An 18,137-nucleotide genomic window follows, 5' to 3' on the forward strand; every position below is an offset into this window, starting at 1 on the left:
CATTCCCTTTTAAGGCAATGCTTCTATCTGGAAATTTCCTGTGAGTTCAGCAACTAATCTTCACCCTTTAAAAATATCATCCTTGATTTTGGCAATTTCAAGCGTGATTTATACATCAAATGCAGTTTCTCAAGTTAGTGCCCCGCCACCCATCGATGCCGGCGCCTTGCAACAGGGTTTAGAGAGACAGCTCCCATTGCCGTCTCCCTTGGCTCTTCCAGAACCAGAGCGCAATGCGACGGGGCCTTCGGGGGAGACCAAAGAGGGTGAGGTCCGTTTTACAGTGCGTCAATTTCAGCTGGAGGGTGTCAAGCTTCTCCCTGAAAAAGAAATTCAGGATTTGCTGAAAGCCTGGGTTGGTAGACCGGTTACCTTTAATGATCTACAGAGTGCGTGTGATGCCATTCAGAGTCTTTATCAAAAAAGAGGTTATACCGTTCAAGCTATCCTGCCACCGCAAAAGATTGCTGATGGTAAGGTAAAAATTATCATTACTGAAGCAAAGCTGGGCAAGGTCACTGTCGATACCCCTCAAGGCGAGACTCGCTTTACTAAGGAGCGTGCAGCCGCCTACATTACTTATGCTAATGTGCCTGGTCAGCCATTGAATATGCATCATCTTGAGCATGCCATAGTGATACTCAACGAAACTCCAGGGGTTATGGTTTCCAGTCAATTGGAGCAAGGTCAAAATGATGGCGAGGTAGATGTTCGATTACAACTGACTCAGCCAAGCATGCTTCAGGGCCGTGTTGAAGCAAATAACTACGGTAGTAGAACTACTGGAGCCAATCAGGGGGTATTCGCCCTGACTTTGAATAATCCAATGGGATATGGGGATTCAGTATCAGTTAATGGCATCGCTTCAGAGGGATCGCAGTACATTCAGGGAGCCTATTCTTTGCCGGTCTCACCCAGTGGTTTGAGATTAGGTATTGCTGGGACCTTCCTAAACTACAAAAACGTGAGTAATTACACCTATAACGGTGGCACTGGTGATGCATGGACAACGGGGCTAAGTGCAGCCTACCCCTTGGTGCGAAGTCAAGGTGCCAATTTGAACGGAACAGTCAATTACGACATCAAAAGTTATACCAACAGAAATATGGCGACCAATACTGTTACCAGTGCATACAACATTAATAATCTATCTGCTGGTTTATCCGGAAATTTTATTGATAGTTTAGGTTATGGAGCTATCAATTCAGGATCAGTAACTTTAGTGCTCGGACACCTCGATATTTCTTCAACGAGTCAGGCTTATTACAGCATGTATTACGTGCCAGATTCTGATCCGGCAACATATCAATACATTACACCATCAAACTTTGCAAAAATGACATTTTCTGCGAACCGAAATCAGCAAATTGTTGAAGATGGAAGCACCACTCTATACAGCGCAATTTCTGGTCAATTTGCATCGACAAATCTAAACTCTGCTGAGCAGTTTTATTTGGGTGGACCATATGGAGTTCGTGCATATCCAGTTGCACAATCTGGCGGCTCTCAAGGTGGAATATTTACAGTGGAATTACGTCATCAACTGAAAGAGAAATTGATGATCTCATCATTCTTTGACGTGGGTGTTGTGCAGCAATACAAGAACCTCTATCCAGATTGGCAGGGCGCAACTAATGCGAATAATACTTACTCACTCATGGGTGCTGGTGTTGGTTTACAGTGGGGGTATGAGGGTTGGAATATCAATGCATCTGTTGCATGGAAGGTGGGGCAAAATCCACTCTATAGCTACACGGGTCAGCCTGTTAATACCGATGGCACAACCACCCAACCAAGAGGGTGGATTTCAGCGAGTTATAACTTTTAATTCTGACGATCCAAAAAAGGCTCTAAAAAGCCCTTTTACTTCAAGCTTTTCCGAGTATTCACCCTTGGGCTAATTCAGAAAAAACACCATTTTTGACATAATCCTCTTCCCTAGGGTAAGAAGAGAAGTTAGTGCAAAAACGTCTTGGTGTTGGGTCACTCCCAGCATCCATTATTTCTAAGAAAAATTTCTTTGCAGAAGTATTTTCTGCAAGGACTTTTGCATTCGTATTTTCTGCATTTTCATTGCTCAATTTTCAATTGGCGCATGCGCAAACATCACCAGCAACTTCAAATTCACCAGCGGTAAATGCTCTTCCAACTGGTGGACAAGTTGTCGCTGGACAAGCAACAATTTCTCAAACATCAACTGCTAATTCTGCAACGATGAATGTGAATCAAACTTCACAACGTGCAGTGATTAATTGGGATAGTTTTAACGTTGGAAAAAATGCCCAAGTGAACTTCAATCAACCAAATCAAAATGCAGTTATTTTGAATCGCGTAACCGGATCAAATTCATCTGTGATTGAAGGTGCAGTAAAAGCAAATGGCCAAGTCATTTTGGTGAATCAAAATGGTGTAACTTTTGGTAAGGGGTCGCAAGTTGATGCAGCAGGTGTAGTGGCATCTACTTTAGATATTGCTAATAAAGAATTTATGGAAGGCAAATCTACATTCAAGGGCAATGGTCAAGGTGCAATTATTAATGACGGAAAAATCACCACCAATGTTGAGGGTGGTTACATTGCTTTGCTTGCTCCGGAAGTGCGCAATCAGGGTTACCTTCTAGCAAGAAAAGGTAGCGGTGCAGTAGCAGTTGCTGCTGGCGAACAAATTACACTCGATTTCAAGGGCAATTCCTTGATTAGCGTTAAGGTCGATGTGCCAAGCTACAAGGCCTTACTTGAAAACCGGCATGTTGTTGAGGTGGATGGTGGATTAGTGGTTATGGCAGCCGGGGCTGCAAATCGCTTAATGGGCTCAGTCATTAAAAATACAGGCAAAATCGCTGCCAATAGCTTAGTGAACAACGGCGGCGTGATTGAACTGGTGGCCAATACCGTCACCCAAGCAGGTAAGGTGTCAGCCAATAGCCAAAGTAAAGAGGGTGGCCAGGTCAATATTGTGGGCAATGAGATTACGCTTGCCACAAGCTCCCAAACTTCTGCAACTGGTGCTCAAGGTGGCGGTCAAGTCAATGTGGGTTTAGCTAGTACTCAAGTGACTGGTGGCGCACAAGTCAATACTCAAAACCCAAGCCTACTCAGCAATACGCAGGCTGAGGCAGTTATCAAAGCAAATGCCCAAGCTGCCTCAAGCGCTAAGCAAATGGCTAAGACGGTCACCATCCAAGAAAATGCCTTGATTGATGCTTCCGCTACCAAGGCAGGTAATGGTGGCACGATTGCCATCTGGTCAGAAGTAAAGACCACGGTCGCTGGCATCCTTACATCGATGGGCGGCTCACAATCAGGTCATGGTGGCTTTATTGAGACTAGCTCCAGAGGGCATGTCAGCCTTGCGCCAACGGTCAGTGTCAATACGACTGGGAATAATAAAACCGGAAAATCTGGTACTTGGCTCTTAGACCCAATTGATCTAACGATTGATAGTGGAGCAGCCAATGTCATCTCTGCAGCGCTCACTAATAACAATGTCACCATTGAAGTCAATGCCAATACGGCCTCTTGCCCCATTGGCAGCTGTACTCAAAATGGTAGCGGTAGTCTGACGATTGCCAGTGGAGCCGATATCCTCAAAAGCGGTACTAATCTGACGACCTTAACCTTATCGGCTTCGGGTATCTTTAACCTCAATGCCGATATCCGTGGTGAAAGCCTCGATGTCATCATCAGATCCTCGATTGCTTACCTCAATGTAGGCACTACCATTGCTGCTAGCAAGGTCACCGTGCAGGCTCAGTCCATCTATAGTGCCGGTACCATCCAAACCAATCGCTATCTGAGTAACGCCAATCCAGGCTCCCTTGGCAATATCATAGAGTTATTGGGTCAAGCCATTTATGTCTCTGGCAGGCTATCAGCCAGCACCCCAGTAAACAGTGGGGTAGCCGGTAGCATCAAACTCACAGCCAACACGATTACTCTCCAAGGTGGAGCCACCCTCCAGGCCAATGGTGATGAAGGCGGCGTAATCACGCTAGCAGCTAATGATGCCCTTTGGAGTAGTGCAACAATCCAAGCTAATGGTGGTAATGGCAGGGGAGGCACACTTTCCGCGACTGCAGCAAACGACTTACACTTTAATCAAGCACGCTTACAAGCAAATGGCACTACCGATGGTGGCGCTATCACCCTGATTGCCAATCAAGGCGATCTGATTATCCAAAACGCATTAATCCAAACTAACGGCTCAACAGGCCGTGGCGGTAGCATTGGTGTATCAGCCAGCAATGAGGTGAGCACTGACAGCAGCACCTTTGAAGCAAGCGGCTATACCCATGGCGGACAAATATTAATAGGCAATGATGCACAGCATGGCACATTGCCTTTTGCTTTAGTGGCCAACCTAGATCAATACACCAGCTTTAATACTGCCCAGCTAGACCCCAACCCTGACAACCAGCAAGGCGGCTTTATTGAAACTTCTGGCCAAACTCTGAACATGCTCTCTAGCATCAATGCTGGTAGAGGGGGAATGTGGTTATTGGATCCAACCAACGTTACGATTAATACCACTGCTGGCACTTCAACGGGCACTGACCCACTCTCATTTACCAATCAAACCAATATCAGCGCAGCGCAAATTCAGACGGCTATCAATAGCGGAATTAGTGTGCAAATTATTGCTGATGGCACCATTACCCAAACAGCAAACCTCTCTTTCTCAATCGCTTCTGGCAGTAGTGCGAGTTTCACCTTAGACAACACTAGCGGAACAGCGCAAGCGATTACGCTTACGGGAACTACTACCAATACAGGCGCTGGAGATCTCAATCTCAATTATTTTTCAAATGGCCAAATCAAAATTAATGGAGCTATTAATGCAACGAGCACTGGCAAAATTAATCTTGTTGCACAAACCAGTTATGCAACCAATACCTTAACTAGTTGCAGTCTTGGTGCATGCGCAAGTATTGTGAATGGTACTTCAGGCAGCATTACTACGAAGGGTGGCTACGTTGTGATGGACACCACTGGTGGAGCGATTAGTGGCACAACCATTACCCCGGGCTCTATTTTGAATGGCCCAATCTATTTAAATGCAGGTATTAATACGACTACGAGCGGTGGAGCATCTAGTGGGGCAGGCGGTCATTATTCTGTAGCAGCTTCAGCAAATCAAGCAAGCGGTATTGGCTCATTTGAGCCGCACGCAGCCACATTGAATATTGGTGGTGACGTCAATATTCAGCTACAAAATAGTGCCAGCGCCAGTTATGGTTTTGTAGTAGCTTCATATGGCACGACCTCTCCAATAACTGCATATGGTGACCTGAATATCACGAGTAACGGAGTAAGTACTTCTGGGTATGGCTTAATTTACCTAAGCTCAGCGTTGACCTCTACTACCGGCAATATCAATTTAATAGCCAACTCAAGCAATACAACGGCGACCAATAATGCTGGAGTGAGTGGTACCTCAAATGGAACATTAACTGCTAATAGTGGATCCATTACGATTGATAGTACATCCAATAAGAGTTCTGCTGTATCTCTTGCTGGTGCAATGTCTGCACAGGCTATTAGTATCACTGGCACCTCAACAACCGCTTCAACAATTGTTTCCTTGGGTGCGATGACGATTGTTGCAGGCGGATCTGATCTCTCAGTCACTGCAATGAATACTTCTGGCGGGGCTAATACTGGTATTACTCAGACTGGCGCTATTACAGGTAATGCAAGCGGTGGCAGCATTAGCTTTATTTCCAATAACATTATTAGCCAATCTGGCGCCATCACAATGACGGCCAATACCAGTGGTAATGAATCTACTGTTTTATATGACACAACTTCCGGTGCTAAGACCACTACTATTGCTGCCGGTGCGCTCACAGTTACCTCTGGCTCAACTAGTGGAGTCAATTACACTGTCAAAACACTTGGTGCAGGCATTGATACCGGCGTAATTAATGTTCCAGGATCTGTTCTGTTGGATAACACCTATGGTGGAACTGCTGGAGCAGGAGGAACCCCAACTTCTGGATACATTACTACTGCAAATTCCAGCACCTTCGCTGGTGCAAGTATTGGTGTTTTAGTTAATTCTGCGATCACTGCGGGAACTGGCATTACTCTTAAAGGTGCCTCATTCACAGGCTGGTATTCAGTGACATTGCAAGCAGCTATTGCAACATCGACTGGACCCATTTCAATCACAGGTACTGGTGTTAATTACGCAGTACATAGCAATAGCGCTGGAACGATTCTAGCTGCTGCAGGTGCAGTCACTATTACTGGAACGGCTACAACTGGTCAGGCTGTTCAGCTTGCAGGTGCTATTACTGCGCATACCGGAATCACCATTGATGCCAATGGCACCAGCACATCAACTATTGCTACTGTTGGCGCGCTTACCTTGGGTTATGGCTATTACGCCGGTGATAACTCTAATCCAACGGTTATCTCAACAGCTAGTGGTGCTTCGGGTAGCTTAATGGGGGCTCTAGTTGGCTCTACATTGCCATCTATTAGCTCAGGCTCGCTGACTGGAACATCGGTACCAGGAACATACTCCATCACTGCCGCTAGCTTGCAGAGCTCAACTGCTACAACGGCAACGTATGTCATTGGTTTTTGGAATGGCACCCATACCAAAATGGTTCAGCTGGTATTAACGACTAGTGACAATAATCTTTACGCAACAGAGAAGTTAGCGAGGTACAACACCACGGCATTGTCAACTGGAACGGCTGCTAATACGCTGGGTGGCACAACCAATTTACTCTCGTTGTGGAATGGCTCTGGTGCCGGCGGGGTTGGATCTGTTTCAACAATGACCTTAGCTGCAAGTTCATCGGCAGCGGGCTATGCTGCGGCTAACTTAACTTTATCTGGTGGGGACTATATCCAAAATACCCCATCAGGCAATATCACCATCACTGCCAATAACACTTCTGGGGGTGGCAATACTGGTATCACTCAATCTGGTGCAATTATTAATAATGCCCCCGGTAGCAATATCACGTTTACTTCAAATAATTTAATTAACCAAACTGGAGCCATCACATTAGCAGCCAATACCAGTGGAACTGATTCAGCCGTGAGTTATGACACTACTCGTGGAACGAATGCATCAACGATTACCGGAGGTAATCTCACCATTACTTCGGGATCAACAAGTGCAATCAATTATGTTCAGAAAAGCGCTGGTTCTAACTTAGATCCTGGAGTGATCGATGTCCCCGGAAGTATTACTTTAAATAATACTTATGGTTGTTCTGGCACGAACTGCACGCCAGCTAGCGCATATATTGTTGCCTCTAATATTACTCTTGCACCTAACGGAGTTCCTGGCGCCACTATTAACAATGCATTGACAGCTACTGGTGATATTTCTATTAATGCTGTATCCAATGGTAACCATTCCATTTATGGAATTGCAGCCGTTACATCTACTGCTGGAAACATTAATTTGGTGGGTAGGGCGACTAATTACGGTGTATATAGCAATAGTGCAGGACTTATCACCGCTTCAGCGGGCGATGTTTCTATTACAGGCAATTCAACTACTGGACAAGCGGTAAATCTTGGTGCCCTGGTAACGGGAGATAGCATCACGATCGTTGGTAATGGCACAGCAGCATCAACGATCGTGACCTTAAGTGCTTTAACAATTAATTCGGGCGGTTCAGACCTCACCGTTACTGCTAATAACACCTCGGGCGGCGGATATACCGGCATTACGCAATCTGGCGTAATTACTGCTAACGCATCCGGTGGAAATATCACCTTCACCTCAAACAATCTGATTAATCAAACTGGTGCTATTACCATGGCAGCCAATACCAGTGGCAACACCGCCACAGTAATGTATGACACTACACGTGGCACAAATGCATCAACGATTACTGGAGGTAATCTCACTGTTACTTCAGGATCTACAAGTGCAATCAATTACGTTCAAAAGAGTGCTGGTGCTAACTTAGATCCAGGCGTCATCAATGTGCCTGGAACTATTACTTTAGATAACACCTATGGATGCTCTGGAGCAAGTTGCACGCGCGCTAGTGGATACATCGTAGCCTCCAATATTGCCTCAGGCCCAAGCGGCGTTGCAGGCGTTACGATTAACAACGCATTAACTGCTACAGGGAACATCGTTGTCAATGGTGTTTCTAATGGTAATTACTCTATCTATGGTGTTGCGGCTATTACCTCAACTGGTGGGGATATTACTTTGACTGGTATTGCTACCAATTACGGCATCTATACCAATAGCAACGGAATAATTACTGCTGCCTCCGGTGCTGTGAGTATCACCGGAACGTCTACCACTGGACAAGCTGTCAATTTGGGTGCTGAAGTCACCTCGCATACCGGAATCACCATTATTGGAACTGGCACAAGTGCAGGCACTATTGCAACAGTAAACGCTTTGACTTTGGGTTATGGTTATTACTCGGGTGATGACACTAACCCAAGCATGATTTCTACTGCTACCGGAGCTTCGGGTAGCTTGATGGGCGATCTGATTGGTTCGACTCTTCCAACAATAGCATCGGCAGATTTAACTGGCGGATCGATTGGCACACCGCGTTCAGCTACCGCTGCCATTTTGCAGAGTTCAACTTCAACAACAGCTACCTACCTAGTTGGTTTCTGGGATGGGACCTATACCAAGATGGTGCAGGTCGTGCTTACCTTAAGTGATGGAAAAATATATGCAAGAGAGTCTCTAGCGGGATACAAGGCAACACAGTTAGCTTCAGGTAGTGATGCTAACGTATTTGGAGGTACCACTAACTTAGCCACTATCTGGAGCGGCAGAACAAACCAGTATGTTGCAGCCACGTCCTCTGCTACTGGCTATGGTGCAGCCAATTTGTCACTCAATGGATCTGGTTATTCCTTGAATGCCCCGTCAGGTAATATTTCCGTAACTGCCAACAATACAGCTGGCGGCGGTAATACTGGTATTAGTCAAACTGGCGCCATCACCAACAATGTGGCAGGAAGCAACATTACCTTCACTTCCAATAATCTGATTAACCAAACTGGAGCTGTCACTTTGGCGGCAAATACTACCGTCAATTCTGCAAGCATCACCTACGACACTACCTCTGGCACAAAAGCTTCAAACATTACTACAGGATCTCTGGCAATTATTTCTGGATCAACCAGTGATGTGAATTTACTGATCAAATCTGCTGGAAGCGCAATCAACCCAAATCTAATTGGCACTAGCTCGGTTCGCTTTCCCGGTACGGTTACCTTAGATAATACCTATGGCGGCGTTTCTCCAGCCTCTGGATATATCACTACTAGCAATAATTCATCTTTTGCAACTTCGAGTGTTGGTGTTACGGTCAACAATGCAATACACAGCACCAAGTTGATTAGCGTTAAGGGCATCTCTTATGCCTCACACGGGGTGCAGTACACCGCAGCAATCAATTCTAGTGAGGGTGGGGTGGAGTTGACAGGTACCACCTATAACAGTTACGGCGTTTATACCGCTTCATCACTGATTACTGCTCATTACATCACCATTGATGCTAAGGCGACTGTGGATGCCACATATATTGCCTACCTTGGTCCCATGACAATTAATTCGGGTGCAACAGGTGGAGATATCACGATTTCTGCTATTGGTACAAGCGCAGGAAGTGACAACGGTATCTATCAGGCTGGCGCAATTAGCGCTGCTAATGGCTCTGATATTAGTTTTACCTCAAACAATATTATTGACCAGAATGGCGCTATTACGATGGCTGCCAATACCAACGCAATTTCTAGCATTACATATGATGCGACCAGTGGAAATCGACTCTCTACTATTGGTGCTGGTGTAGTAACAACTACATCCGGATCTACTTATGCGATTAACTATCTCGTTAAGTCAGCTGGATCTGCTATTACCGTAGCTGGTGCAGCTGTATCTGGCTATATCAATATTGATAATACATACGGCTCTGCAAGCGGCACTAAATCTAGCGGATATTTCAACGGAACTAACAATACAACCTCCAATGTTACTGGTTCAGCTGGTGTATTGGTTAGTGGCGTCTTGACTGCTGGCAATGATTTGACTGTTAAAGGGGTTACGGCAAGTAGCTGGGGTATTCAAAATAATTCATATACATTAACTTCAGACGCTGGTGATATCACCTTGGTTGGCGTTGGCGCGCATGGCATCTATCAGATGGGTAGCTTGATAGCAGCCGCTGGAAACATATCGGCAAGTGCCTACGCTAAAAGCAGTAGTTGGGCTTATTACGCTCAAGTGGGATCTCAAAAGAACTATATTGCCTCCGGGAATATTGATTTGATTGGTTACAGCACAACCTATAGTTCTGCGTTGAATATTCAAAATATATTAATGAGAACCGCTTCCGGGGATATCACCCTATCAGCAAGAGGTGGTGTAAATAGTAACGGCGCCGTTAGTCAAATCTTCTATACGGCAGGTGTGGTGATTAATTCTGGTGGTGACTTTACGATTCAGGGCGCTACTGTTACAAGTGGTATTGCTCTAGCTAATCCGGGAACAGCAGTAGCAGCTGGATCATCAATGTCTTTCTTTGCTGTTGATCTTCGTTCCTCAGCAAGTCTAGCGTATGGTGGCATTACCTATGCTGGATATAAGGCAGCCGGAGATATTTCAATTGCTGGTACATCGAATGGTGGGTATGGCATTTACAGTAACTCCGTCATTCAATCTACTGCAGGATCAGTCACCATCAATGGAGCATCAACCAGTAGTTATGCAACTTATTTAGATACCTCGGGAACTGTCACTGGTGAAACTGGTGTAGCAATTTATGGTCGAGGCACTTCAGGTTCTGTTACTACGGTTGGTCTTATTCGTAATACTGGCACAACGGGTGGCATCATTATCAATGCGGTTGGTAATGCTAGCATTGGTGCAGTGACAAACTCTGGGGCAGATGGAATTCGGATTACGGGTGGTAATGGAATTGCTGCTGGTACTACGACAGGCGGAACTATTACTGCTTTGGGCACTGTTACCAACTCAGGTGGTGGGGTTGTTGCGTTGTCTATGGCAAGTCCACGTTCTTCGAATTCATATGACATTGAAGGCAAGATTGGTATCACGACTTCAAATGCATCGGATGCCAATATTCGTTATAGCGTGCAGGGCGGTAACTTTACAACACCAACATCGTATAGCTCTGGTAATTACATTGACTACCGCGCTGGAGCAACCAGCTATACCGTAACCGTTTCGCTCGGGGCTAATTATTCAGCTGCTTATGGAACGGCCTATACCGACTCTAGCGCTTTAACTTGGTTGCGCAATAACGCCACTGTCACTTTAAGTGCAACGCCATTTGGTGTTTCAGCTGCTGGCGTCAAGGCAGGTTTGGTGTGGAATAGCACTATCGGTACTGCAGCTATTAGTGCCAATGTAGTGCAAGCGGGTACAACGATCATTGCAGCTAATATATCGACTGGAAGCGGGCAGGGCGTTTCTTTATCGGGTAGTTCACGCACTTATACGATCACTACAAAATCTCTAACGATTGCCAATAATTCGAGTACCACTACATATGATGGGGCTAGTACCTACGCTGGTCTGGTTTCTAGTTCAGGCTATACAGTTACTGGTTTAGTGACTTCCATTGGTGGAGTAGCAGTTACAGATGCTGTTTCATCAGTGACACAAACGACAAAGTCTGGTTCAACCGTAGGGTCAGGATCAGCAGTTTCTGGAACCGCGCAAAATGGTTCTTTTAATGCGGTACCTAGTTCAGCGGTAGGTTCAGGTCTATCTAATTACTCAATCACATATACTGGCACTGCATACACAGTCAATAAAGCCGACTTAACTATTAGTGCTGCAGCTGATAGCAAGGTCTATGGCAATACCACCACCAATGCTGGAATCACTTATAGCTCTGGAAGCGCCTCTGCATCTGCTGGAGTCGGTTACTCCATTACATCAGGTTCTTTATTGGGTAGCGACACCCTTACCGGGGTTACATTAAGCAGTCTTGGTGGTGCTGCAACTGCATCAGTTGGGACTGGTATTTCCATTACCCCTAGCAATGCAAGCGGCAGTGGAATTGCTAACTACAATATTACATATTCCAATGGGGCAATGGCTATTACCCAGCGTGCCCTGACAATTACTGCCTCTAATCAAGATACTAGTTATGGCACTTCCTTCGGTTTAGGTACAAGTTCTTTCACTACCAATGGTTTGGTCAATACAGATGCGGTGAGTAGCGTTACCCTTAAATACGCCAGCTCCGCAACAGTTCCTGGCACCACCAACGCTGGAACTTATACAGGCGGAATTGTGCCTAGTGCAGCTTCAGGTTCTGGTCTTGGCAACTATGCAATTTCATACGTATCCGGAAATTTAGTGGTAGCTACTAAGGCTTTAACCATAACTGCTAGCACTCAAAATAGTACTTATGGAAGCTCACTATCTTTAGGCACCTCTTCTTTTGCTACCAGTGGTTTGGTCAATAGCGATGGGGTAACTAGTGTGACTCTACGTTACAGTGGTAACGATAATGTGGCGCCTACTGTGGCTGCTGCTACTTATTCGTCTGCAATTATTGCCAGCTCAGCTGTGGGCACGGGATTAAGTAATTATGCAATTTCTTATGTGGCTGGTGATTTAGTAGTTGGAAAGGCTACGCTTACCCTAACGCCCAATGCAGTAGAAACTACCTACAGTGGAAACGCATTAAATAAGACAACTTATTCTACAAATACAGCCAACTATGGTATTGCTGGATATAAAAATACGGATGTTGCTGCTGATGCTCCAGTGAGTTTATCTGGCTCAATGGCATTTAATGGCAGCACAAGCACTACCGTACAAAATGCTGATAGCTATGCATTAACTGTGGGATCTTTGGTAGGAACTACAAGCAATACAAACTATGAAGTCAGTTTTGCCAATGCAGCTAATAATGCTTATGTCATTACGCCTGCTACCTTGTCTATTTCTGCGGTGAAGGATTACGATGGATCTAGAAGCTTTGCCGCCAACCAAATTACCCTTACTACAGGTATCGGCACTCAAACACTCACCCTTACCGGTAGCGCTACAGCCGATAACGCCAATGTCCTTGGTGTGAGTTCTTTATCCACTTCAGGCTTAACTCTCGGCAATGGCAGTAATGGGGGCTTGGCAGCGAACTATGTATTGCCTGCAAGTACCAACAGCGTACTCATTAATCCTGTGGTGCTGACTGCCTCCATTGCCAATACCCCAAGCAAGGTCTATGACACTACAGCTGCCGTGACGTTAGCGGCAAATAATTTTTCAATTGCTAATTTTGTAGCGGGTGAGGGTGCCAGTATTACCCAAACAGAAGGCGTTTTTGATTCTGTCAATGCAAGCACCAATACTGGGTACTCTCCTGCTAGCACTGTTACAGCAACACTAACACCGAGTCATTTCACGGCCAATGCAGGCACCACGCTCACAAACTACGTATTACCCACTAGCGCAACAGGAGCAGGAACAATTACTACTGCACCATTAACGGTGAGCGCTAATTCCTATGCAGGTTTTGCTGGTCAAACACCGACATTTACCGGTTCTGTTTTAGGTGCTAAAGGCTCAGATAGTATTTCAGTGAGCATTGCCTCAAGTGCATCTGGTGCTCCAGGCGTAAATACATTAACGCCATCTGCTGTAATGGCATCGAATTTAGTGGGCAACTATGGAACGCCTATGGTTGTGACCGGTACATATACGGAAGCACAGCAGTATCAGCTTGTCGTAACGGCTGCTAACTCAAGTAATACCTATGGGGCAATTTCAGGCGATTCCAGCGCCAATTCAGCAGTTAATTTAGTTGCACAATATTGCAATGTGAGCTCCAACTGCAATTCAGGGACCATCATTACCCTGAATATGACCGTTCCTGCTTCTACCGTATCTCAGATTACAAGCTCCTCCTCAACAACGCCAACATGGGTAGCCACAGACTCTGCTGCCAACTCTTACGATATTAAGGTTGTTGCAGATGCCACTCTCGGATTTAGCGGCGGCAACTTCTTGAATGTCGGCAATAAGACTTTTACCCCAACCGGTGCATCAAATGCCACGATTGAGGGCGCAACTAATCCTGTGATTTATGTTGCTGGTATCGCTAATATCACTCCATTAGCGCTTACGGTAAGTAATAATTCGAGCCCTAGCAAAACGTATGACGCAACAACTGCATTGACATCCGGAATATCCATAGCTCCATCTAATCAATTAACAGGTGATCGTCTTACTTTAACTGGTAGCGGGGTTTACTCAAATAAAAATGTAGGAAGCACTAATTACACAATTAATTTAGTAAGTCTTGGCGGTCTAGATGCGGCTAACTATGTCTATACTGCTGGTGATATTGCTGGAACAAACGGCTCCATCACCACCGCCCCAGTCACCATCAGCGGCCTATCTGCTAGCAATAAGACCTATGACACCAACACCAATGCTGTCCTCACTGGTACAGCCACAGCAGCAGGGGTACTGGCAGGCGATACCGTCACAGTGAGTGGTAGCGCTAACGCGGGTACTTTTGCCTCTCCAAATGTGACTACTGGTATTGCTGTTACAGCAGACCTCTCCGGCCTATCCTTGAGCAATAGTAACTATGCCATCAGTGGTGTAACGACTGCGCTCAGTGCAGATATTGAAGCGGCTCCAGTGACGGTGACAGCAAGCAATCAAAATACAACGTATGGCACAAGTTATAGCTTGGGAACTTCTTCATTCACTTCTAGTGGCTTACTGGGTAGCGACACCATTAGTGGCGTTACTTTGCAACAGGCAGGTAATGCAACGATTCCTAGTTCACAAAATGCCGGTATCTATTCTGGAGCGACCAACGGAATATTGGCATCGGCAGCAGTGGGATCTGGTCTATCGAATTACGCTATTACATATGTACCCGGTTCATTAACAATCGCTCCAAAGCCAATTAATGTGGTTGCCAATACTGCTTCCATGACTTATGCCGATACTAGCTTGCCGGTCTTGTCTTATCAAACAGTCACTGGCTTAGTGAATGGTGATCAAATCACTGGCGCCCTGGCAACTACCGCAACGCCCTATAGCGGTAGCGCAGGATCCGCATCCAATGTTGGCTCCTATGCAATTACTCAAGGCACAGTGAGCGCAGGATCAAACTACCTCATTACTTATACTGCTGCGAATTTAACCGTAAACCCTGCAAGTCTTACGATTACCGCCCGCAATCAAAATTCCACCTATGGTTCTCTGCTGGTGTTGCCTCAGTCTGGAGCTGCTGCACTGATTACTACTGATTTGTTGAATGGTGATTACATAACAGGCGCAAGTGTTTTATATAACGGTAGCCAGACTATTGCAGGTAATGTGAACGCGGGTACCTACTCCAACTTGCTAATACCTTCTAGTGCAAGTGGGGTAGGCGTAGCAAACTACAATATTACTTATCAACCCGGAAATTTGGTAATAGACAAAGCTGTTTTAACTGTTACTGCAGTTGATAGCGCTAAGTTTATCGGCATGAGTGACCCAGTTGGATATGCTGGTGTCATGTATAGCGGCTTTAAAAATAGCGACTCAAGCACTAGTGGTGCATTAGGCGCAGCCACTGCCGCCGTAACGAGAACTAACTCTAGTCAAGTCAATGCCGGGGTATATAGCAACGTTCTTGTACCGGCATTATCGGCAGATCTACAAAATTATTCTGTTAGTTATGTCTCTGGCAGCTTCACCATCATTGGCGCAAATCAATTACTGGTTCAAGTGGGAAGTAATACAGCGGTATATGGCTCATCCCCCAGCTTCAACCCATCAGCAATGACAGTGTCGTACTGCACCGATTGTGCTGTCGGTATTAGCTCCCCCAATATTATTAGCGTCAACTCTGCAAACCTCTCAATATCTGGCAATAGCATGACCGTTGTTGATGGAGGTACCAATGCAACATTTACAATTAGCCCTAGCAGCCCAGTTTGGAATTCCTCTGGGTCGCAAGTAAAGATTGGTAGCTATGCTTTAGGTGCAAGCGGCACCAGTATCACGACTTCACCAGTCGGTGGAACACCTAACTTCAATGAAGTAGTGGTATCAGGTGGCTTAACGATTACTCCAATCATATTGAGCTATGCTGATTTAGGAATATCTGGGGTAAGTAAGGTCTATGACGGCTCAGTCAATATGACTAATTTATCTTTAAGCACTTCTAGTGGCTTTTTAGCAGGTGATTCTGTGGCAGCCTCTGCTTCAGGAACTTTTGCCAATAAGAATGTCGGAACGGGAATTGCCTACAACGTTGGGGTGGCTTTATCAGGTGCCGACGCAGCTAACTACCAAATTAGTGGTGGCTCTTCTTATGTAGGTAGTAATGGCAGCATTACTCAGCTTAATTCGGTTACCTATACTGGGCCAAACTCTGGTGGGGTATGGTCAAACCCCTTGAATTGGACCATTACTGGTGGCACTACGATTGGAGCTATCCCCGATCTATCTAATGTGGCTAATGTTGTTTTGCCAAGCGGCTATAGCGTGATCTATGATGATTCGGTTCAAGGGCCAGTGACTTCAGCAGTAGCAAATAGCGGTAACCTTAACTTTAATTTAAGTAGCAACACCACTGTTCCGATGTCCATTGGCGGATTGGGAAGTGTGAGCATTACTGGTGCCGGTATTGTGACGCTGACTGGGAATAGTTCCTATAGTGGCCAAACTATTCTGAATGAAGGCACTGGTCTAGTGGCTGGTAGTAATAATGCGATTGGCGTGGGCTCCATTGTTTCCAATGGCACAACACTAAATCCAGCAAGATTCTCGACAAGCAGTGGGGTGGTTTTACCTGTATTAAGCGTTTCTGGGGGCCCTGTTGAGATCTGGAGTGACATCAATACTGTCGGCGCCCAAACTTATGATGCAAGCCTATTAATTGGACCATCTAATAGCGGCACAACTACTTTGGCAAGCGCTAACGCCAATATCACTTTTAACTCCACTGTAGACGGCGTTGCTAATAAGACTGAATCACTGGTCATTAATGCCGGTAGTGGAAATGTCACCGTTGTAGATAGCATTGGATCAATTGCGCGCTTAAATAACTTAACTGTGACCGGCTCAAAAATTTACATCCTTGCAGACATCTTGACTGCAGTGACTCAAACCTATAACGGATCTATATTTATTGGTGATGCAAGTTATGTTGGCCGTACCCCAACCATTGGCTTCTTATTTACAAATCAATATAGAGCTTATTTTGAATATGCTGCCATAACAGGTGTGCGTGCTAGTTCAATCGACTACCTCAATACCAATCCAATTTATGTTCGCACCATGATCTCTGAGGATCCTAGCGTGACATACAACGGAACTGTAAATGACACTGTAGCTAATACCCATACCTTATTAGTAGCGGCAATTGCTCCAGCAATCATTCCGGAGTCCAGTGGGGTTGCGGCGATTAATGCAGGAGCTAGTATTAGCTTTAATGATGCTGTCGGCTTTGATAATCCTTTGTATAGCTTGAATTCTCAGGTTGTTGTTAACCAAAGTCAGGCTAATGCTGATACGGCCTATATTGGCATCATCAATGCCGTAGATGGCGTAAGGACTTATTCAGATCAAACTTACCGGGCTAACTTAATGAGTGCCCAGTCTGACATACAGCCTGGCGGAGTTAGCTTCTCAGTTTGGGATCCAGATGCCAGTGTCAATTTCAACCTGCCAGTGCAAACTGCTTCAAATAGCGCGTGCTCAACAAATTGTGGCCAGCTTAATCTGCAAAATCCAAACAGTAGAGATGTGCTAACTATTGATGGAAGTAATAACTTTGGCTTAGATCCAAATTTATCTGGTGTGAATAATTGGGGTAATGAATATGTTCAAAACCGTGCACTTGGTTATATTCCTCCAGTTGTGCCCCCAATAGTAAGGCCATTAGCAGGGCCCAATTATGTGCCCGCAATTAATGGTGGTGTGTTGCGTGAGGTGATTGACTTTCATGCCGACCAGGTGCACATGACACTTGCATCCAGAAGCACTGGCGGGGTTACAGTGAGCGCTCCAGAAGATGTAGAAATTGCTACCTCTAAGGATAAATCCAGCAGCAGTAACATCTGCTCTGTAGATCAATACGGCGATACCAAATGCGAAGAAGATTAATGCTAAATTGAAATTTTCAAAGGAAA

General features: G+C 45.5%; 2 protein-coding genes. Both read left to right on the forward strand.

The window, feature by feature from the left end; genetic code table 11:
- Positions 1-40: 40 nt before the first annotated feature.
- A complete protein-coding gene (locus FD974_RS03215; RefSeq protein WP_215365740.1) occupies positions 41-1,828 on the forward strand; it encodes a ShlB/FhaC/HecB family hemolysin secretion/activation protein in 1,788 nt (595 codons plus the stop codon).
- Positions 1,829-1,959: 131 nt separating this feature from the next.
- A complete protein-coding gene (locus FD974_RS03220; RefSeq protein WP_215365742.1) occupies positions 1,960-18,111 on the forward strand; it encodes an MBG domain-containing protein in 16,152 nt (5,383 codons plus the stop codon).
- The last annotated feature ends 26 nt before the right edge of the window (positions 18,112-18,137 follow it).

Source organism: Polynucleobacter sp. es-EL-1 (assembly GCF_018687975.1).
In the GTDB taxonomy this organism is placed as follows: domain Bacteria; phylum Pseudomonadota; class Gammaproteobacteria; order Burkholderiales; family Burkholderiaceae; genus Polynucleobacter.